The sequence below is a fragment of the Alcanivorax sp. MD8A genome (assembly GCF_002888555.1).
GTDB lineage: Bacteria > Pseudomonadota > Gammaproteobacteria > Pseudomonadales > Alcanivoracaceae > Alcanivorax.
Genome location: NZ_AQOQ01000005.1, coordinates 135127 through 153179, shown reverse-complemented (window position 1 = coordinate 153179; position 18053 = coordinate 135127). Strand labels below are relative to the sequence as shown.

Here is an 18053-nt window from a genome sequence, read left to right as displayed (position 1 = left end):
CCAGGTCACGCTGAGCATGCAAGGAGTTACTCAGAGGTTCCCTTAGGTAATGCCTATAGCTGCCATAAAAGCTTTTAAATTTACCAATTGCCGAGAATTGCGCATCCTGTCTCTCGCCTAAACGACTTAATGACCAACACCTAGGGAGTCTTAGACACATGGCACTTATCAACAGCGAGATCAAACCGTTCAACGCCACTGCATTCAAGCAGGGCGATTTCGTAGAGATCTCTGAAGCAGACGTTAAAGGCAAGTGGGCCATCTTCTTCTTCTACCCGGCCGACTTCACTTTCGTTTGCCCCACCGAGCTGGGCGACGTGGCTGACAAATACGAAGAGCTGCAGAAGCTGGGTGTGGAAGTATTCTCTGTTTCCACCGACACCCACTTCACCCACAAAGCGTGGCACGATACTTCCGATACCATCGGCAAGATCAACTACTACATGGTTGGCGACCAGACCGGCACCATCACTAACAACTTTGAAGTGATGCGTGAAGGCCAGGGCCTGGCAGATCGTGCGACCTTCCTGGTCGATCCGGATGGCATCATCCAGGCCATGGAAATCACTGCCGAAGGTATCGGCCGTGACGCGGACGACCTGCTGCGCAAAGTGAAAGCGGCCCAGTACGTTCGTAACCATCCCGGCGAAGTGTGCCCGGCCAAATGGAAAGAAGGCGAAGCCACTCTGGCCCCATCTCTCGACCTGGTCGGCAAGATCTAAACCGGCCTCACCCACTCCCTGATTTTCCTCCATGTATGGAGGCTCCTCTCCCCTGTCATGGGGGAGGGGCAGGGGGAGGGTTTGCCTTCATGTCACTGAATACTGAATCACGTTAAGGGAATACACATGCTCACGAATGAAATTTTGCAGGCTCTCAAGGGCTACGCCGCCAACATGCAGAAGAAAGTCACTTTCGTGCTGCAAAGCGGATCCCATGACAAGCGCGACGAACTGGCCAGCTTCCTTTCTGATATTGCCGGTGTCAGTGACAACCTGGCGTTTGAAGAACGCGATCTGGGCGAAACACTGCGCAGCCCGATCAGTTTCCTGCTGGAAGCCGACGGTGAAGACACCGGTATCCGTTTCTCCGGTATTCCCGCAGGCCACGAATTCAATTCCCTGGTGCTGGCTTTTTTGCAGGCATCCGGGACCGATATCAAACTGGATGACAGCCTCCAGCGTATGGTGGCAGGTGCCAAAGGCGAGCTGAACTTTGAGGTGTTCATCAGCCTCAGCTGTCACAACTGCCCGGATGTGGTCCAGGCGTTAAACCAGTTTGCACTGCTGAATCCGAATATCACGGCTGAGATGATCGACGGCGGCCTGTATCAGGACGTGGTAAGCGAGCGTGATATTCAAGGTGTGCCCAGCGTGTACCTGAATGGCGAACTGTTCGCCAATGGCAAGGTGACCGCTGCCGAGCTGATCGACAAGCTCATGGCGCACGACCCGACCCTTGCCCAGGCGGGCGCGGGCGAAAAACTGCCGCTGCAGGACGTGACCGTCATTGGGGGTGGCCCGGCGGGTGTCGCCTCTGCGATTTACAGTGCCCGTAAAGGCCTGAAAGTGACCCTGATTGCCGACCGTATTGGCGGTCAGGTGAAAGACACCATGGACATCGAGAACCTGATCTCGGTGAAGAAGACTACCGGTCCGGAATTGTCTGGCGCCCTGCAGGCGCACATGAACGAATACGATGTCACCGTGAAAGAGCACCTGAAGGTGGCGCGCGTTGAAAAAGGGGAAATCAAAAAGGTCGTGCTGTCTTCCGGTGAAGAGATCGACACCAAGACCCTTATCGTCGCCACCGGCGCCAAATGGCGCGAGCTGGGTGTGCCCGGCGAGAAAGAGAACGTGGGCAACGGCGTGGCCTACTGCCCGCACTGTGATGGGCCCTTCTTCAAAGGCAAGGATGTGGCGGTGATCGGTGGCGGTAACTCCGGTATCGAAGCGGCCCTGGATCTGGCCGGCATCGTGAAGTCGGTGACCGTGTTCGAATTCATGCCGGAGCTGAAGGCCGACAAGGTGCTGGTCGACAAGGCAGAAGAAAAAGCCAACGTCACCATCCTCAAGAATGTGGCCACCCGTGAAATCAAGGCCACCAACGGCAAGGTCAGCGCTATCGAGTTTGTGGATCGTGCGACCGAAGAAGTGAAAGAGCTGCCGTTGGAAGGTGTGTTCGTGCAGATCGGTCTGGTGCCCAACAGCGAGTTCCTGGGCGATGTGGTGGCCCGCACCCGCTTTGGCGAGATTGAGATCAATGAAAAATGCCAGACATCCGAGGAAGGCATTTACGCTGCCGGCGACGTCACTACCGTGCCGTACAAGCAGATCGTGATCAGCATGGGTGAAGGCGCCAAGGCTTCGCTGGCCGCCTTTGAATACCTGATGACCCAGGGCGATCGACTCGAAGCCCTGTACGAGAAGAGCAAGGACGAGCAGAAGGAATCTGCCGTCGCCTGACCCGCAGGCGCTCACCCGCGGAACCCCCAAAAGCCACCGCATTGCGGTGGCTTTTGGGTTTATGTGCAGAGTCGTCAGTGCAGGCGTAGAGGTCTTCACCTTTCCTGTACAGGCTGTCTTCCATGATGCCCCGTAAAGGTGAATATCCGCAGGGGGCATGGGTGAAAATCGGTATCATTCTCGGCGATCAGCTCAGCCTGAGCTTGCCAACCCTTGCGCACCTGGATAAACAGCGGGACAGGCTGGTCATGGCTGAACTGGCCGATGAAGCCACTTATGTAAAGCATCACAAGCAGAAGATCGCCCTGATCTTCAGTGCCATGCGCCACTTCGCCACCGACCTGCAGCAGCAGGGCTGGCAGGTGGATTACTACCCGTACGGCGAGCACCGTCACCGCGATTTCGAGTCCTTGCTGGCCGACCATTATCGAGAGGCGCAAGGCATCGTGGTCACCCATTGTGGTGAGTACCGCTTGCAGCAACGCATCGATCAACAGTGGTCCGTGTCCTGCGGGGTAGAGGTGACTTGCCTCGATGACACACGTTTTTTGTGTGCCCCCGGCTTTTTCCCGCGCTGGGCGGCGGGCAAGAAACAGCTGCGCATGGAATTCTTTTACCGCGAAATGCGCCGCCATACCTCCCTGCTGATGGAAGGAAGCGAGCCGGTCGGCGGCAAGTGGAATTACGACAGCAGCAACCGCCAACCCTACAAGGGCAAGACCCCCCTGCCACCTGTCCTGACCTTTACACGCGATGCAATAGACGAGCAGGTGCTGGGGCTGGTGGCGAAGCATTTCGCCGATCATCCCGGTTCACTGCAGCATTTCCAGTGGGGCACCACTACCCGGCAGGCGCAGCAGGCGCTGGCGCATTTTATTGAACACCGGTTGCCGTGCTTTGGCGACTATCAGGATGCCATGGTCACCGGCGAGGACACCCTGTTCCATAGCTTGCTGTCCCCTTACCTTAATCTTGGTCTGCTCGAACCCATGGCCGTCTGCCAGGCCGCAGAGCAGGCCTATTATGATGGCGATGCGCCACTCAATGCGGTGGAAGGGTTCATTCGCCAAATCCTTGGCTGGCGGGAATATGTGCGCGGAATCTACTGGCTGTTGATGCCGGATTACGCAAAGGAAAACCGGCTTGGTAATCACCGGCCTCTGCCGTCGTACTACTGGACCGGCGAGACCAAAATGCACTGCATGGCAGAGTGCTTTCGCAATACGCTCGAGCATGCCTACGCTCATCATATTCAGCGACTTATGGTCACCGGTAACTTCGCGCTGTTATTGGGTGTGCTGCCCGATGCGATCTGCCAGTGGTATCTGGAGGTCTATGCCGATGCGTTTGACTGGGTGGAATTGCCCAACACCCTTGGCATGGTGATGCATGCCGATGGCGGCTACCTGGGGAGCAAGCCCTACGCGGCCTCGGGCAGTTACATCAATCGCATGTCGGATTATTGCAAGCACTGCCAGTACGATGTCAAAACCGCTACCGAGTCAGACAGTTGTCCTTTCAATAGTCTGTACTGGCATTTTATTCACCGGCATCGAGGGCAATTTTCCACTAACCACCGGATGAAAATGATTTACCGCAACCTTGATCGCATGGATGCCGACAAGGTCAACGCCATGCTGGCTCGGGCAGAATCATTACGGGCTAACCCAGACTCGCTTTAACTGACAGATCGTCGACGGGGGGCTTGCAGCCGTGGCGTGATCTATCGCTCGGGTTTGGCGATGTTTCCGATTTACTTCGCGTAAAAAGAAAAAAGCCGGCGCACCAGGAGGATGACGCCGGCAATGCTTAGGCAGAAACGATCAAGGAACGATGGCGTTCCTCAAGGATTGGTCAGCAGGGTGTATGTGCCGGAACCACTTTGCGCGCTAACCTGCCAGCGATACACGCCGCTGCCCACATTGGTGTGGATTTCGGCCATGCCCCCTTGCGGGCTGGCGGAGGCCACATTGTTCCAGCTGCAGAAGAACAGGAAGCAGCTCTGGCTTTGCAGGGTCACGGTAAAGGTGGCGCCGGCAGGGCTTTGCAACCAGCCATCAATGGGGCCGCCGGCGTAGCTGAAGCCATTGGACGGCAGCACAACGCTGCTCCCGCCATTCAGTTGCCCTTCGTAGCGAGTGCAGTCCGGACAGGGAGAGGTCTCGCTACCCACCGTCACGGTTTGCTCCGTGGAGCCGGTCTGGTTGGCGGTATCTGTCACGGTCAGCGTAATGGTGAATTCCCCATCCGCCCCGTAGTCATGGCTGATTTGCTCGCCACTGGCCACGTTGCCATCTCCCAGGGTCCAGTCCCAGGCGGCTACCGCCACGTCATCGGTGGAGCCACTGGCATCCAGTGAACACACCGTGCCCTGACAATCCGCGCTAAACGCCGCGGTCGGTAGCCGGTCAATGCCAGATCCATCCTGTTGGGTGATTTGCAGCAGACGGTTAGGGGACTGGCTGCCCGCGTTGCCAATCACGCCGGTGACGGCATCGTTGACCAGGGCCAGGTTCACCGCCGATGGTGAGGCGCTGGGGTTGGCCGCCAGGTAGAGCGCGGCGGCCCCGGCCGCATGGGGGGCGGCCATGGAGGTGCCGTTCAGGCTTGCGGTCTGGGTGTCAGATTGATACCAGGCCGAGGTGATATCGCTGCCCGGGGCAAACAGGTCCACACAGGCACCGTAATTGGAGAACGACGAGCGCCGGTCTTCACGGGTCGTGGCGCCGACGGTCAACGCTTCCGCAACACGGTTGGGTGAGCCGTTGCAGGCATTCACGTTGTCGTTGCCCGCCGCCACCACCATGGTGACCCCCGCATTGATGGCATTGCGGACAGCCGTATCCAGCGCCGTTGAGTTGGTGCCCCCCAGCGAGAGGTTGGCCACGGCGGGTTTGCGGTGATTGCCGGCCACCCAGTCGACCCCGGCAATGACGCCGGAATTGCTGCCACTGCCGTTACAGCCCAGCACGCGGACCGGGGCAATGTTGGCCTGCTTGGCGACACCCCACGTGGTACCCACCGCCGTGCCGGCCACATGGGTGCCGTGGCCATTACAGTCTTCGGTATCCGCAGGGTCGATTGAGCCCCCGCCAAACAGGAAACCCCCGGTACTGACAAAGTTCCGGCCCGGTGACACGCGGCCAGCAAAGTCGTTGTGGGTGGAGCGCAAGCCCGTGTCGACCACATAGACGGTGACGTCCTGGCCGCCACTGTCGGGGTACTGGAAGCGGTTATCCAGTGGAAGTAAAGGCTGGTCTACGCGATCCAGTCCCCAGGTCGCGTTGTTCTGTGTGGCAACAGCGGTCACCGCCCGATCAGGCTCGATCGCCAGAACGCCAGGCAGCACACCCAGCAGTGACGCCTGCAAATCCGTCAGCTGAACCGTCATCCCCGTCAACGCATGCTGATAAGTAAACAGCACATCGCCGCCGCCAATACCGGCCAGCAGGGTGCGAATCGCAGTCGTCAGGTCGTTGACGCCCAGCACATCGGTAATGTTCGGTGCCAGAGTGACAATATATTGGTTCTCGATGATATGCCCCGGGGCGGGCGCCTCTTGCGTGGTGCTGTCTGCCCAGGCAGGTGATAGAACACTTCCCCCAAGAATGGCCGCCAGCAGGGCGGCCTTGAATGTCGGTCGCGACATTGCGTTTCCTCCAGTACGTTAGTGTCAGAACGCTAGGGAAACGCCATGTATCTCTCCATGGGCCGGGTGTAGTGTTTTTGTTGTTAAAAACGGCGGGTGGTGGGAGTCATCCCTTAAATGTCACGGGTTTGGTAAAAATGAGAACTGGCCGTGAAGAACTGGGGCTTCGCAAGCCTTGGTGTGCCCATTCAAATCAGCCCGCGAAGCTGCGATATGGTCTTCCACACCAGCATCTGCATCCGCTGTGAATTGATCGCAGGCGTTGCCAGGCAGGCAAACACCATGTCGTTTACCGGCCAAATGCTGATGCAGCCTTCGCGACAGCGAATAAATACCTCCTCACTGTGTCCCAGCTTCAGGCTGGCCAGTACCCGGTCACAGGCCTTCTTCATCTCGAAAAACAGCGCACTCTGATCATCAAAATCCAGCCCCTCACCAAAATGCACCACCGGCAGCCCGTCATGGCTGATCAGAGAGACCAGAAGAATGTCGTCACAGGAGGCATGCAGAGCTTCCAGAGGCGGGGTGAGAGTGGTGAGCTTCATTGTTGTTATCCGTCCGTGGCGCTTTTGATCAGCTTAGGGGTGGGCTGGCGGAGGGTCAAAGAGAAGCAGATGAACGTTATTTATCGCGGGCTGGTGTAGCACTTAGGGGAGCTTCCCAGGCATTTCGCCTGATTGTTGGTCTTAGGGGCGGAGGATAAAAAGGGGGGCAGGGAGGAGTGCGCATGAAGTTTGAGGTGAGTTACTTGTATCGAGACGCCAGTAACTACAAGCAATATGAATCTGTCGTTGTGGAACTGGAGGGGATCGAAAGCCCTGAGGAAGCTGAAAGCATGCTGCATGATCGGTTTGCCGATCTGCAGGTTTGGCCCGATGTTTTGCATTTTCAACCAGAGGAGCTGGGTTGGCCTACTGCCTACTTTGAGGATCATGGTTTAGATGGTGATGATCTGGCTCTTCATGAGCTCAAATCAATTTCTAAGTCGACTTAGCTTGTTACAACGAAGTTGGCAGATGTCCTGTCATGATAATTTCTGCTTTGGCGACTCGCTACCGTGCTGTTAGGCTCTGAAAGCTATGGGGATTCAATAAGTTAAGGGTAGTCATGGCGAATACGCTAGATTATTACAACCGCAACGCCAAGGCGTTTGTGGACGCGACGCTTTCTGTGGATATGCGGAAAATTTACGATGAGTTTTTGCCTCTCGTCCCCGAGGGAGGCCATATCTTAGATGCGGGTTGTGGGTCCGCTCGTGACGCACTGTATTTTCAAGGCTTAGGTTATCGAGTCTCTGCATTTGATGGATCTGAAGCGATTGCCAAACTGGCTTCTCAAGAAACGGGGGTAGCGGTTGAGCAGCGTCTATTCTCTGATGTGAAGGAGCGGGCTGCCTATGATGGAATTTGGGCTTGCGCCAGTCTTCTTCATCTTCCAAAGCATGATTTAGTGATTGCTATCCAGGCCTTATGGATCGCATTAAAGCCCGGCGGCGCTTTTTATATGAGCTTTAAAGCCGGCAGCGGTGAGCGAGAAGAGTTAGGACGGCACTTCACTGATGCCAGTGAGGAGGTTGCTAAAGATTGGGTTAGCCAGTTAGATCAGGTTGATAGTCAGCGTTTCTGGCATACAGAAGATACCCGCCCAGAACGGGATCATAGTTGGTTAAATATCGTTGTGGTCAAGAAAAAGGAAAAGCCTCAAAAGCTGATCACGGGTGGGAAATACCAGCATTTTCTTCCGAAATTGTGCCAATCAATTAGCCAGGCAAGCCAGATTGATTTGGCTGTGGCATTTGTGAAGAAAACAGGGTTAAACCTAATTTATCCTGATTTACAGAATGCGATTAGCGACGATGAGTTAAAAAAACCGGCACAGATTCGAATTCTTACTAGTGACTATCTCGACATTACTGACCCGGCTGCCCTCAGAGCGCTGCTGTTACTCAAACAACAGGGTGCTGATGTCCGGGTTTATGAAAGTAAGGGATCTAGCTTTCATTTAAAGGCGTATCTATTTTCCGGCCATGATCATGGTTCGAGAAGGTGGGGGCGAGCCTTTATCGGGTCTAGCAATATTAGTGCTCAGGCATTGCAGGCGGGAATTGAGTGGAACTATCAAGTGGATTTTCCGCCTGACGAAGGGTACTTAGAAGCTGCGCAGCGTTTTGAGGAGCTTTTTGAATCCCCTAATGTGGTGGAGCTTTCTGATCAGTGGGTCGATGATTATGAGGCTCGGCGAGTTCCTCCGCCGAAAGCCATTGCTCCAGGTAGCGACGAAGCTGAGGCCCCTCCTGTACCAACGCTGGTACAGAGTGAGGCATTGAGTGCTCTCGACAAGACCAGAGAGGAGGGGTTTGGGCGGGGTTTGGTGGTGTTGGCAACGGGGCTGGGGAAAACCTGGCTTTCTGCATTTGATGCCAACCAAATGGGGGCCAGGAGAATACTCTTTGTCGCGCATCGAGAGGAAATTCTAAAGCAAGCTGCGGAGACCTATATCTGCATTAGGCCGAAAAGCCGTGTGGGCTACTATATGGGAAGTGTCCGCAATAAGGCCGCGGATATACTCTGTGCCTCAGTGCAGACGTTGGGGAAAGAGGAGCATTTGCGCGAGTTTGACCCTCGACACTTCGACTATATCGTTGTAGATGAATTTCATCATGCATCGGCGCCTACCTATCATCGATTGCTTGATTACTTTGTTCCGCATTTCTTACTTGGCCTAACCGCCACACCTGATAGAACGGATAGATCTGACATTCTATCGCTGTGCGACGACAACCTTGTTTATGAATTTCCATTGCTGAATGGCGTGAAAGAGAATCACCTTGTTCCCTTTCATTACTATGGGATCTTTGATGAATCGGTGGATTACAAAGAGATTCCTTGGCGGAATGGGAAGTTTGATCCTGCTTTGCTGGGAAATAAATTGGCCACCTTGGCGCGAGCAAGGCACGCCTTGAGAATATGGCGACAACACTGTCAAACCAGGACGTTGGCGTTTTGCGTTTCAAGAAAACATGCTGATTTCATGGCTGAGCAGTTTGATAAGGCTGGAATTCCAGCAGCTTCGGTTCACGGGGATTCGACAATGTCTCGTGGAGAGGCGCTGGAACTATTGAATAATGGTGAATTACAGGTTGTTTTCTCCGTTGATTTATTCAATGAGGGGGTGGATCTACCATCGATTGATACTGTTCTTCTACTTAGACCTACCGAATCTAAAGTTCTATTTCTTCAGCAGATAGGTAGAGGGCTGAGAAAAAGCCCGGGTAAAGAAAAGCTGGTTATCATGGACTTTGTGGGTAATCACCATTCTTTTCTGCATAAGCCCCAGGCTTTGATGGGGGAGTCAATGACTCATCGACAGCTGGCAGACTTTGCAAGCAGAGCAGAAACCGGTGAACTATCTCTGCCTGATGGCTGTTTTGTCAATTATGACCTGAAGATTATTGAGTTTCTTAAAGGGTTGGCTTCCTCGGGAGTCGAAGATGAGTACCTATCCTTAAAAGAGACGCTGGGGCGAAGGCCAACGCTAACCGAGTATTACCGATATGGTGCTAGCGTATCTCGGATGAGGAAGCAGCATGGAAGTTGGTTTGATCTAGTAGGGGAGATGGAGGATCTGCTGCCCGCGCAGATTGAGCTATTCAAAAGCCATAAGGCATTGCTTTTAGAGATCGAGACCACTGCAATGTCGAAGTCCTTCAAGATGATACTGCTTGAGGCCTTTATGCAAATGGATGGCTGGAGAAAGCCACCGTCGCTAGAAGCGCTATCGTCAGCGTCCTGGAGCGTTCTTCAACGAAGGCCGCGATTGTTCACGGAAATATCGGATGCGGTTAAAGAGGCCTCCGGTGAATCAGAGCAATGGTTTCGATACTGGAAGAAGAATCCCGTCGATCATTGGGTAAATAAGGTGCCTCCTTTATTCAAGGTTAGCGATGGTCGTTTTGAAAGCTGTATTCCGCTACCCGATGAGGGAAGCGAGGCGTTGTCGGAGATGGCTCGTGAGATTGTGGAGTACCGATTAGCTTCCTATGAGGCCCGCTCCTCAGTGCAGCAGATACTGGATCACCCAAGTTATGCTGGTCCCAATGCAAAGTTGTGCGTCGAGCTCCCTTATTTCTCGTCTCTGAAAATAGCCTGCGGTCATTTCAGAAATAGTCAGGCGGACTCTGAAGAGTATCGTTCTCTGGGAGCGGGTTATGGTCGCCTAGACCCCTCTCGGCATTTCATTGCAAGAGCCTCAGGTAACTCAATGAACGGTGGTAAATCCCCTATTCATGACGGTGACTACCTGCTTCTTGAACATGTTACCCCAAACAATGCTGGGTCAATTACGGAAAAAATATTCGCGATTGAGCGTTTAGATGAAGCTGGGGATACCCAGTATCTTTTGAGAACGGTGAAGAAACGTGGGCAAGGTGAGTATTACCTAAGAGCGGCCAACCCTGACTATGAAGATATTGAGGTATCCCCCGAGCTAAGTGATCAAATTCGCACCTTTGCTCGGCTTAAGTCAGTAGTGAGCCCTTTGGACATGGCCGTCGGCCAGAGGCTCATGAGAGATGAAATACCTCCACTTTTTGGTGAGGTTTATAACCCGGGAAACTGGCAGAGCGGACATGTTTGCCTAAGCGATGCTTCTGCTCATGTGCTACTGGTTACGCTGAACAAGCAGGGAAAGGCTGAAGATCACCGGTATGTGGACCATTGGATTGATGAAAGCACATTCCATTGGCAAAGCCAGCGTTCTGTTACGCCAGAGCATAAGAAAGGTCGAGAGATCATCAGCCACAAGCATCTAGGGATCTCTATCCATTTGTTTGTTCGTGAAAACAAGCTGGAGAAGGGAAAGGCTGCCCCCTTTACCTACTATGGACCGGTTGATTACCGAACGCATGAAGGAAGTAAGCCAATGAGTGTGGTGTTTAAGTTGGCCGCTGTGGTGGAGTGATGGGCGAGTTAAAATGATTTTCCTCGTTGGGCTCGGCTGTAATAGATCGCGGCGATCGGCTTGACGCCGATTTCCGCTCTAGGGTGATCATTGGCATCAGGCGTTGGATAACGCCACAAAAAAGGGCCACCCCATTGGGGTGGCCCTTTTCATTGGTGCTGTTTGGTGGAGCCGGCGGGAATCGAACCCGCGTCCGTCAGCAATCCATCTGCAGGTCTACATGCTTAGCCAGATCTATTGATTTAAGCCTTCACAACCCGATTGGCAGGACGTGAAAGCCGAGCCCCTAAGAGTTTTAACAGCGCGATCCGGGGCGGACGTTGCTGCGAGCCTGTGTTGCGATGCTCGCCGCTCTTCCCCACAGGCAGGGTCGATTGGCGATAAGCAGGGTTTAAGCTGCTAGTGCGTAAGAATCGTCGTTTGCGATTACTTTAATGTGCCACAAATGATTTACGAGACTCGTGACCTTCTCGACATGCACCACAGAGTTCAATACCGGCGTCGAATCCAGGTCGGCCCCTGTGAACGGCTATTGTAGGAGATGGGGTGGGGGAAGTCGATCGACAAGTGTGTCGGACGATTAAAATGGATTTTGCGTGTTTTTTGATCGATTTTGGGCTGAAAGCGGTTCATAAAGTAACCGGGCTGTGAAAAGTGTTACCTGAATACACATCTGTTGTCCGACAATCTGACCTTTTGCCCTTGTTGTGTCATCTTTCCGGCGCAATATAGCGGTGTGCCACGGAATAATGTCATCAATAAATGATGAGGTCTTCGGTGGCAAGGTCGAATCCATGTGCGGGGTAGCCAAAAGCCACCATGACGCATGGGGTTCGAGATTGTGTATCCACACAATGGCTTTACAGCGAGCCTTGAGATTGATGTTCATGAAGGCCGCTGATCAAAGCATTGTCGTTCATTAAGGAGAAGGAAGATGAACACGATCTTTCGGTCAGCAGGGCAAGTTTCCGAGAAGGCACTGTCGCCTTTGAAGGCTCAGCCGCTGCTCTACAGAGCGCTGCAACTGGTATTCGCCCTGGCGGCTTACGCTGCTGGTGTCTACCTGGTGGACCTGGCAACGCCGGACGCCCGTATTCCGGTGATCCTGTTTGCGGTCTACTTTCTGCCGGCGGTACTGCGTGCCTGGCTCCAGTTTTACTGGCAGCTGCGCGGCGACAGTCGGGCGGACAGCGTAGAGCGCCATACGGCGTAATTGCCGGCTTTAGACAGTGTCTTGAGGTTGGTCGGGGTGGTGTTTGCCAACCCCGGCGGGCCGGGGCGGGGCTGGTGATCAGCCCTGCCGCATGAGGCGCTGCTTCTGCCGGTTCCAGTCGCGCTCTTTCTCGGTGGCGCGCTTGTCGAATTTCTGTTTGCCCTTGGCCAGTGCAATGTCGCACTTGGCGAACCCTTTCTTCCAGTACAGGCTCACCGGTACGCAGGTGAAGCCGTCTTTCTGTACCCCACCAAATACCTGCCCCAGCTCGCGACGGTGTAGCAGCAGCTTGCGTGTGCGTACCGGGTCCGGGGTGATGTGGGTGCTGGCCGTGTTCAGCGGCTCGATGCGGGCACCAAACAGGAAGGCCTCGCCATCCTTGAGCAGGACGTAGGCTTCGCTGAGGTTGGCTTTGCCGGCACGCATGGACTTCACTTCCCAGCCTTCCAGAACCAGGCCGGCTTCAAAGTGCTCTTCCAGATGGTATTCGTGACGCGCCTTGCGATTTTGCGCAATGGTGGCGGACGGTGCTTTGGCTTTTTTGTTGGCTTTTCCCATAGGCGGGCGATTATAGAGCATGGCCGGGGCGTCGAATAGCGCTTTGTCTATGGCAAGCGCCTGTATGTGAGTGGTTACTTCGGGTTGAGCCCGCATGGCAAAAAATAAGAGAATAGCGCCACGTTAACTAGGGTACAGATGTTATGAAGCAAGAGAGCAAGCCGGTTCACGGCATGTGGGCCAGCCGTTGGGTTTTTATTCTGGCGGCGACCGGTTCTGCGGTCGGGTTGGGGAACATCTGGCGTTTCCCTTACATCACCGGCGAAAACGGGGGCGGGGCATTTGTCTTGTTGTACCTGCTGTGTATCGCGGTGGTGGGTGTGCCGATCATGGCGGCGGAAGTGATGCTGGGCCGCAAGGGCGGGATGAGCCCGATTAACACCATGCGCAAGCTGGCGGCGGAGAGCAAGGTCACCCAGCGTTGGTCCTGGATCGGATATATGGGGGTGCTGTCGGCGTTCCTGATCTTGTCTTTCTATTCCGTGGTGGCCAGCTGGGCACTCTACTACACGTGGGAAGCGGTGCAGGGTGCCTTCCAGGGGATTACGGCTGCCCAGTCCGGTGCCCGTTTTGATGACATGCTGGCCAGTCCCTGGCTGATGATGGGGTATCACACCCTGTTCATGCTGCTGACCATGGTGGTGGTTGGCCGTGGCGTAAAAGGGGGGCTGGAAAAAGCCGTGCAGATCCTGATGCCGCTGCTGTTTGTGCTGTTGCTGGTGCTGGTGGGCTACGCCGCCACGACGCCGGGTTTCATGCAGGGTATCGAGTTCCTGTTTGCCTTCGACTTTTCCAAGCTCAATGGTCAGGCAGTGATTACCGCTGTCGGCCAGGCCTTTTTTACCCTGAGCCTGGGTATGGGCGCGATCATGGCCTATGGGGCCTATATGCCGCGGCAAGTGCCTGGTAAGGCTGGCAAGAAGAAGCCGGTGTCCATCATGTCCACGGTGATCATTATTGCCTTGCTGGACACGCTGGTTGCGCTGGGTAGCGGTGTGGCCATGTTCCCGTTGCTGTTCTCCGGTGGGCTGGAGGCCGGGCAGGGACCGGGCATGATGTTTGTGACCTTGCCGCTGGCGTTTGGTCAGATGCCGGGCGGTATGTTGTTCGGTTCGCTGTTTTTCGTGCTGGTGGTGTGTGCCGCCTGGAGTTCCTCTATCAGTCTGGCGGAGCCGGTGGTGGCCTGGCTGGTCGAAAAGGGCGTTAACCGTGCCATGTCTTCGGTGATTGTGGGGCTGGGCGCCTGGGTGCTGGGGCTGGGGTCGGTGCTGTCGTTCAATATCTGGAAGGACAAGACCTTCCTGGTCGGTACCTTCTTCGACAACATGGAATTCCTGTCTACGACGATCATGTTGCCGTTGGGCGGATTGTTGATCGCGGTCTTTGCCGGTTGGGTGATGAAAGAGACCCATGCCCGCAAGGAGCTCGCGATGAAGAGCTTCCCGCTATACCTGATCTGGCGGGCGCTGGTGCGCATCTTCTCGCCGGTGGCGGTGATTGTGTTGGTGGTGTACTCCGTGTGGAGCACCTTTGCGCCGGAAAAGGCGGATGAGCCGGTTGCTGAGGCGCCTGTGGCTGAGCAGGCGGCACCTGTTGAGCCGGCAGATCAGCCGCCCGTGACCGAGCTGCCTGAGGTGCAAGGGGAGTCGTTGCCCGAGACGCCTGCCGCGGCGGATGTACCTGCGGCGCAGGAGGCCCGGTAATGGCCGATACCCTGATTCATGTGGAAGTGGCGTTTGCCCTGCCGGAAAAGCAGCGTCTCGTCGGGCTGGACGTGCCGGAAGGCACGACCATGCTGGAGGCGGTGCGGCTCTCGGGGATCAGTGAGCAGTTCGAAGGCTGGGACCTGGAAAAGGCCTCGATGGGGGTGTTTGGCAAGGTGGTGGCCAATCCCTCCGCCCATGCGCTGAAGGCCGGTGAGCGTGTAGAGATTTACCGCGGGCTCAAGGCGGATCCCAAGCTCAATCGCAAGAAACGGGCACAGGAAAAGGCCGGGAAGGACTGAGGAGGAGCGGGCCCCGGTGCTGACCGGGGCTTGGCGGAAGCGTCTGGCGAGACGGAGTGCGGTTTACTCTGCGTCTTCCTTGCGCTCTTCGGCGGTTTGCTGAAGGTCGCGATCATTTCGGCCGCTGGTCTTCGCCTTGAAATCGTCGATCACCTGACCTTCGTAGTGGCTGTACTGGCCGCCTTCAAAGTAGATGGCGATCTTCTGGCTGACATTGTCCCCTTTGCCGGGACGGTAGGTCATGGGGTAGAACCAGACATCGGGCGTGAAGGGATCCACCAGGGTTGGCGCGCCCAGGACGAAGCGTACCTGGTCGGGAGACATGCCGGGCTTCAGATCGGCGAGCATGTCTTCTGTCACAAAGTTGCCCTGGGGGATATCGATGCGGTAAACCCCGGGGAAGCGCAGGCTGCTACAGCCAGACAGGGCGAGCAGGGCAGTGATAAGCAATGTGACGGTAATACGTGGCATGGTTTTTCGACTTCATTGAGTGTTCGGGCGATAATACAGACTTGGAATCGCGGTACAAGTTTCCGGACATCGACATAATAGCCACCCAACGGCAGATGGAGCATACGCAGTGGATAATCAGGATCTGAGAAAAGCGGGCCTTAAAGTGACCTTGCCGCGGGTGAAAATCCTGCAGCAGCTGGAAAAGTCCGAAGAGCGTCACCTGAGCGCGGAAGACATCTACAAGTCGCTGATGGAAGCGGGCGAAGACGTGGGGCTGGCAACCGTGTACCGGGTGCTGACCCAGTTCGAGCAGGCCGGCATGGTGTTGCGCCACAATTTTGAAGGTGGCTCGGCGGTCTTTGAGCTGGCCGATGAAGACCATCATGACCATATGGTGTGCATGGAAACCGGGCAGGTTATCGAGTTTATGGACGAGGTGATCGAGAAGCGTCAGCACGCCATTGCAGAAGAGCACGGTTACGAGATTGTGGACCACTCGCTGGTCCTGTACGTGAAGCCGAAGAAGTAAGACGCTTCGCGCAGCGGCACGCAACACGCGGGGAGCCCCGGGTGTTGCGTGGGCTGTTCCCCTCCCTCTCCCAGTCAGTGCCCCCAGAACACCCTTTTCCCTGCAGGCATTCATGCTTGCATGACGATGCGTTGGCCTTTTGCCGGGGGAGGGGATCGCCATGCGAGCATGGGCTCCTACGGGGGATGGCGCTGGATTTGATGTCGGCGTGTGGAGATATCGCACTGTGGGAGTGGTCGTTCGACCACGATCCCGGCGTTGCCGGGAAAATCGCGGTGGAACCACCGCTCCCACAGGAAGGTCGGGGTTAGGCTTTCCCTTTGGGGTGCTCTGTGTAATTTTGGGTATGCCTGCAGGAGGTGTTTTCCCGAATCCTGCCTTTCTCTTGCAAGCAGGCTGCCACAGGAGGCTGATGACAGTGGTTTGAGCGCGGGCACGGCATGTCAGTCCGCCCAACCCTTCCCGCGCAGCTATTAACTATTCACTGTTAACGATTAACTGCCTTTCAGGCCGCTTGCGCCTTGCTCAGCATTTCTTTCGCGTGGGTGCGGGTGGATTCAGTGATTTCCACGCCCCCCAGCATTCTGGCCAGTTCTTCGACTCTGGCCGCTTTATCGAGCCCGTGGATGCGGGTGTGGGTGGTGTCGTCGCCCTGAATCTTGCTGACTTGCCAGTGCTGATGGCCCTGGCTGGCGACCTGGGCCTGGTGAGTAATGCACAGTACTTGCGCGTGGCTGCCCAGCTCGCGCAGCAGGCGCCCGACAATTTCGGCGACACCGCCGCCGACGCCCACGTCGACTTCATCGAAGACCAGGCTGGGCACGGTGAGGTTGCGGGCGCAGATCACCTGAATGGCCAAGCTGACCCTCGACAATTCACCGCCGGAGGCCACTTTGCCCAGCGGTTTCAGGGGTTGGCCGGGGTTGGCGGAGAACAGGAATTCGACGTCCTCGAGCCCGTCGGCGCCGGGGTTGCATTCGCTCAGGCGCGCTTCGAGTACGGCAGCTTTCATGCCCAGTGCGGTGAGCTGTTTCTGGACTTGCTGGGTGAGTGACTGGGCGGCCTTGCGCCGGGCCTTGCCGAGTGTCAGGGCGCTGTCCATGTACTGCTTTTCTGCTGCGCTTTCCGCTTCTGCCAGGGCATGGAGGTGGGCGTCCACATTGCCCAGCGCTTCGGATTCCGACAGCAGCCCCTGATGGTGCTCCACCAGTTCTTCGGGGCGAATGCGGTATTTGCGGGCCAGGGTGTAGCACTGGCTCAGGCGCTCTTCTACCTGGCTGAGGCGTTCCGGATCCAGATCAAGTTTTTCCAGGTAGTGGCGCAGGTCGTCGGCCGCGGCTTCGACTTGCAGGCGGGCGGATTCCACTGTGTCGGCAATACTGGCCAGGCCTTCATCTTGCCGGCGCGCATCATCGAGCCAGTGGCTTACCTGGCTGAGGTGATCGTTGCAGGTGCCGTCGTCGCCTTCGTACAAGGCGCCAAGCGATTGCTGGCAGATACGAATCAGCCCTTCGGCGTTGGCCAGACGCTGCTGTTCCTGTTCCAGCTCCTGCAATTCGCCTTCCTGCAGGGCAAGCGCGTCCAGTTCTTCCAGCTGGAAGCGCAGCAGTTCTTCACGCTCGTTTTGCTCACGGGCCTGGTTGAGGGCGTCGTCGTGGGCGCGACGGGCTTTCTGCCAGCTGCGCCACTGCTCACGCACGGTGCCGGCCAGATCGCGGGCATCGGCGAAATTGTCCAGTAGTTGCCGGTGGGCCTCTTTCTTGAGCAGGGCCTGGTGTTCATGCTGGCTGTGGATGCTGATCAGGCGTTCGCCCAGATCGCGGACTTCTGCCAGCGGGGTCGGCGTGCCATTCACGTAGGCCCGGGAGCGGCCATCGGCGCGCACGGTGCGGCGCAACAGACACTGGTTGTCGTCGTCCAGTTCCCGTTCCGACAGCCATTGCCGGGCGGCTGGATTGTCGCTGACATCAAAGGTGGCGAGCACCTCAGCCCGGTCATGCCCGTGCCGTACCACGCTGGAGTCGGCCCGATCTCCCAGGGTCAGCCCCAGCGCATCGATAATGACAGACTTGCCCGCGCCGGTTTCGCCGCTGATGACGGTAAGTCCGTTCTCTGGCTCCAGCTCCAGCTGGTCGACGGTGGCGAAGTGGCGAACACTCAGGTGGGTCAGCATCGGGCTCTCCTGCATTTGCCTGCACTGATGAAGGTGCTGTCCTTATGGT

15 protein-coding genes and 1 other RNA gene are annotated in these 18053 nt (G+C 56.2%); 9 read left to right on the top strand and 7 right to left on the bottom strand.

The features are described 5' to 3' along the window. The first annotated feature begins 158 nt into the window (after positions 1 to 158). The 3 genes from ahpC to A15D_RS04480 all read left to right on the top strand — a co-directional run bounded on the left by ahpC (position 159) and on the right by A15D_RS04480 (position 4147). On the top strand, positions 159 to 722 hold the full coding sequence (gene ahpC / locus A15D_RS04490; RefSeq protein WP_102790931.1) for an alkyl hydroperoxide reductase subunit C: 564 nt from the start codon (positions 159 to 161) through the stop codon (positions 720 to 722). 126 nt (positions 723 to 848) lie between these two features. Continuing rightward, positions 849 to 2465, top strand: a complete 1617-nt coding sequence (ahpF, locus tag A15D_RS04485; RefSeq protein ID WP_102790930.1) for an alkyl hydroperoxide reductase subunit F — start codon at positions 849 to 851, stop codon at positions 2463 to 2465. 122 nt (positions 2466 to 2587) lie between these two features. After that, positions 2588 to 4147 (top strand): cryptochrome/photolyase family protein, encoded by a 1560-nt coding sequence (locus A15D_RS04480; protein ID WP_233192067.1) that lies wholly within the window; start codon positions 2588 to 2590, stop codon positions 4145 to 4147. A 161-nt stretch (positions 4148 to 4308) separates the two neighbouring features. Here the strand turns inward: A15D_RS04480 and A15D_RS04475 are convergent, their stop codons facing one another. Together A15D_RS04475 and A15D_RS04470 are read right to left on the bottom strand one after the other, a co-directional pair. Then, a complete protein-coding gene (locus tag A15D_RS04475) occupies positions 4309 to 6114 on the bottom strand; it encodes a S8 family serine peptidase (protein WP_102790929.1) in 1806 nt (601 codons plus the stop codon). A gap of 188 nt (positions 6115 to 6302) precedes the next feature. Beyond that, positions 6303 to 6659, bottom strand: coding sequence for a hypothetical protein (locus A15D_RS04470; protein WP_102790928.1), 357 nt, complete (start codon positions 6657 to 6659; stop codon positions 6303 to 6305). Between the two features lie 182 nt (positions 6660 to 6841). Here A15D_RS04470 and A15D_RS04465 point away from each other — a divergent pair, with 182 nt between their 5' ends. Beyond that, positions 6842 to 7108, top strand: coding sequence for a hypothetical protein (locus tag A15D_RS04465; RefSeq protein ID WP_102790927.1), 267 nt, complete (start codon positions 6842 to 6844; stop codon positions 7106 to 7108). A 113-nt stretch (positions 7109 to 7221) separates the two neighbouring features. Next, positions 7222 to 11073 carry a DUF3427 domain-containing protein gene (locus tag A15D_RS04460; protein WP_102790926.1) on the top strand — a complete coding sequence of 1284 codons (3852 nt, stop codon included), beginning with the start codon at positions 7222 to 7224 and terminating at the stop codon, positions 11071 to 11073. Positions 11074 to 11236: 163 nt separating this feature from the next. On the opposite strand, the gene ssrA is transcribed toward A15D_RS04460, so the two are convergent. Both ssrA and A15D_RS17145 read right to left on the bottom strand, forming a co-directional pair. Continuing rightward, positions 11237 to 11593, bottom strand: a transfer-messenger RNA (tmRNA) gene (gene ssrA, locus A15D_RS04455). Positions 11594 to 11653: 60 nt separating this feature from the next. Next, positions 11654 to 11962 carry a hypothetical protein gene (locus A15D_RS17145; protein WP_146026844.1) on the bottom strand — a complete coding sequence of 103 codons (309 nt, stop codon included), beginning with the start codon at positions 11960 to 11962 and terminating at the stop codon, positions 11654 to 11656. A 45-nt stretch (positions 11963 to 12007) separates the two neighbouring features. On the opposite strand from A15D_RS17145, the gene A15D_RS04450 reads away from it, so the two are divergent. Next, on the top strand, positions 12008 to 12286 hold the full coding sequence (locus tag A15D_RS04450; protein ID WP_102790925.1) for a hypothetical protein: 279 nt from the start codon (positions 12008 to 12010) through the stop codon (positions 12284 to 12286). Positions 12287 to 12364: 78 nt separating this feature from the next. On the opposite strand, the gene smpB is transcribed toward A15D_RS04450, so the two are convergent. Continuing rightward, positions 12365 to 12844, bottom strand: coding sequence for an SsrA-binding protein SmpB (gene smpB / locus A15D_RS04445; RefSeq protein ID WP_102790924.1), 480 nt, complete (start codon positions 12842 to 12844; stop codon positions 12365 to 12367). A gap of 143 nt (positions 12845 to 12987) precedes the next feature. Here smpB and A15D_RS04440 point away from each other — a divergent pair, with 143 nt between their 5' ends. Both A15D_RS04440 and A15D_RS04435 read left to right on the top strand, forming a co-directional pair. Continuing rightward, positions 12988 to 14547 carry a sodium-dependent transporter gene (locus A15D_RS04440; protein ID WP_102790923.1) on the top strand — a complete coding sequence of 520 codons (1560 nt, stop codon included), beginning with the start codon at positions 12988 to 12990 and terminating at the stop codon, positions 14545 to 14547. Beyond that, a complete protein-coding gene (locus tag A15D_RS04435) occupies positions 14547 to 14849 on the top strand; it encodes an RnfH family protein (RefSeq protein WP_102790922.1) in 303 nt (100 codons plus the stop codon). Before A15D_RS04440 ends, A15D_RS04435 begins: the two co-directional genes overlap by 1 nt. 63 nt (positions 14850 to 14912) lie before the next feature. On the opposite strand, the gene A15D_RS04430 is transcribed toward A15D_RS04435, so the two are convergent. After that, entirely contained in the window at positions 14913 to 15320 is a 408-nt protein-coding gene (locus A15D_RS04430) for an outer membrane protein assembly factor BamE (RefSeq protein WP_102790921.1), read from the bottom strand. A gap of 109 nt (positions 15321 to 15429) precedes the next feature. On the opposite strand from A15D_RS04430, the gene fur reads away from it, so the two are divergent. Further along, on the top strand, positions 15430 to 15831 hold the full coding sequence (fur, locus tag A15D_RS04425) for a ferric iron uptake transcriptional regulator (protein ID WP_022985334.1): 402 nt from the start codon (positions 15430 to 15432) through the stop codon (positions 15829 to 15831). A gap of 505 nt (positions 15832 to 16336) precedes the next feature. On the opposite strand, the gene recN is transcribed toward fur, so the two are convergent. Continuing rightward, a complete protein-coding gene (gene recN, locus A15D_RS04420; protein ID WP_102790920.1) occupies positions 16337 to 18004 on the bottom strand; it encodes a DNA repair protein RecN in 1668 nt (555 codons plus the stop codon). Between the last annotated feature and the right edge of the window lie 49 nt (positions 18005 to 18053).

Excerpts from the sequence above, each read along its gene's own strand:
- ahpC (WP_102790931.1), top strand. The coding sequence starts at position 159 with ATGGCACTTATCAACAGCGAGATCAAACCGTTCAACGCCACTGCATTC.
- ahpF (WP_102790930.1), top strand. The coding sequence starts at position 849 with ATGCTCACGAATGAAATTTTGCAGGCTCTCAAGGGCTACGCCGCCAAC.
- A15D_RS04480 (WP_233192067.1), top strand. The coding sequence starts at position 2,588 with ATGATGCCCCGTAAAGGTGAATATCCGCAGGGGGCATGGGTGAAAATC.
- A15D_RS04475 (WP_102790929.1), bottom strand. The coding sequence starts at position 6,114 with ATGTCGCGACCGACATTCAAGGCCGCCCTGCTGGCGGCCATTCTTGGG.
- A15D_RS04470 (WP_102790928.1), bottom strand. The coding sequence starts at position 6,659 with ATGAAGCTCACCACTCTCACCCCGCCTCTGGAAGCTCTGCATGCCTCC.
- A15D_RS04465 (WP_102790927.1), top strand. The coding sequence starts at position 6,842 with ATGAAGTTTGAGGTGAGTTACTTGTATCGAGACGCCAGTAACTACAAG.
- A15D_RS04460 (WP_102790926.1), top strand. The coding sequence starts at position 7,222 with ATGGCGAATACGCTAGATTATTACAACCGCAACGCCAAGGCGTTTGTG.
- A15D_RS17145 (WP_146026844.1), bottom strand. The coding sequence starts at position 11,962 with ATGAACATCAATCTCAAGGCTCGCTGTAAAGCCATTGTGTGGATACAC.
- A15D_RS04450 (WP_102790925.1), top strand. The coding sequence starts at position 12,008 with ATGAACACGATCTTTCGGTCAGCAGGGCAAGTTTCCGAGAAGGCACTG.
- smpB (WP_102790924.1), bottom strand. The coding sequence starts at position 12,844 with ATGGGAAAAGCCAACAAAAAAGCCAAAGCACCGTCCGCCACCATTGCG.
- A15D_RS04440 (WP_102790923.1), top strand. The coding sequence starts at position 12,988 with ATGAAGCAAGAGAGCAAGCCGGTTCACGGCATGTGGGCCAGCCGTTGG.
- A15D_RS04435 (WP_102790922.1), top strand. The coding sequence starts at position 14,547 with ATGGCCGATACCCTGATTCATGTGGAAGTGGCGTTTGCCCTGCCGGAA.
- A15D_RS04430 (WP_102790921.1), bottom strand. The coding sequence starts at position 15,320 with ATGCCACGTATTACCGTCACATTGCTTATCACTGCCCTGCTCGCCCTG.
- recN (WP_102790920.1), bottom strand. The coding sequence starts at position 18,004 with ATGCTGACCCACCTGAGTGTTCGCCACTTCGCCACCGTCGACCAGCTG.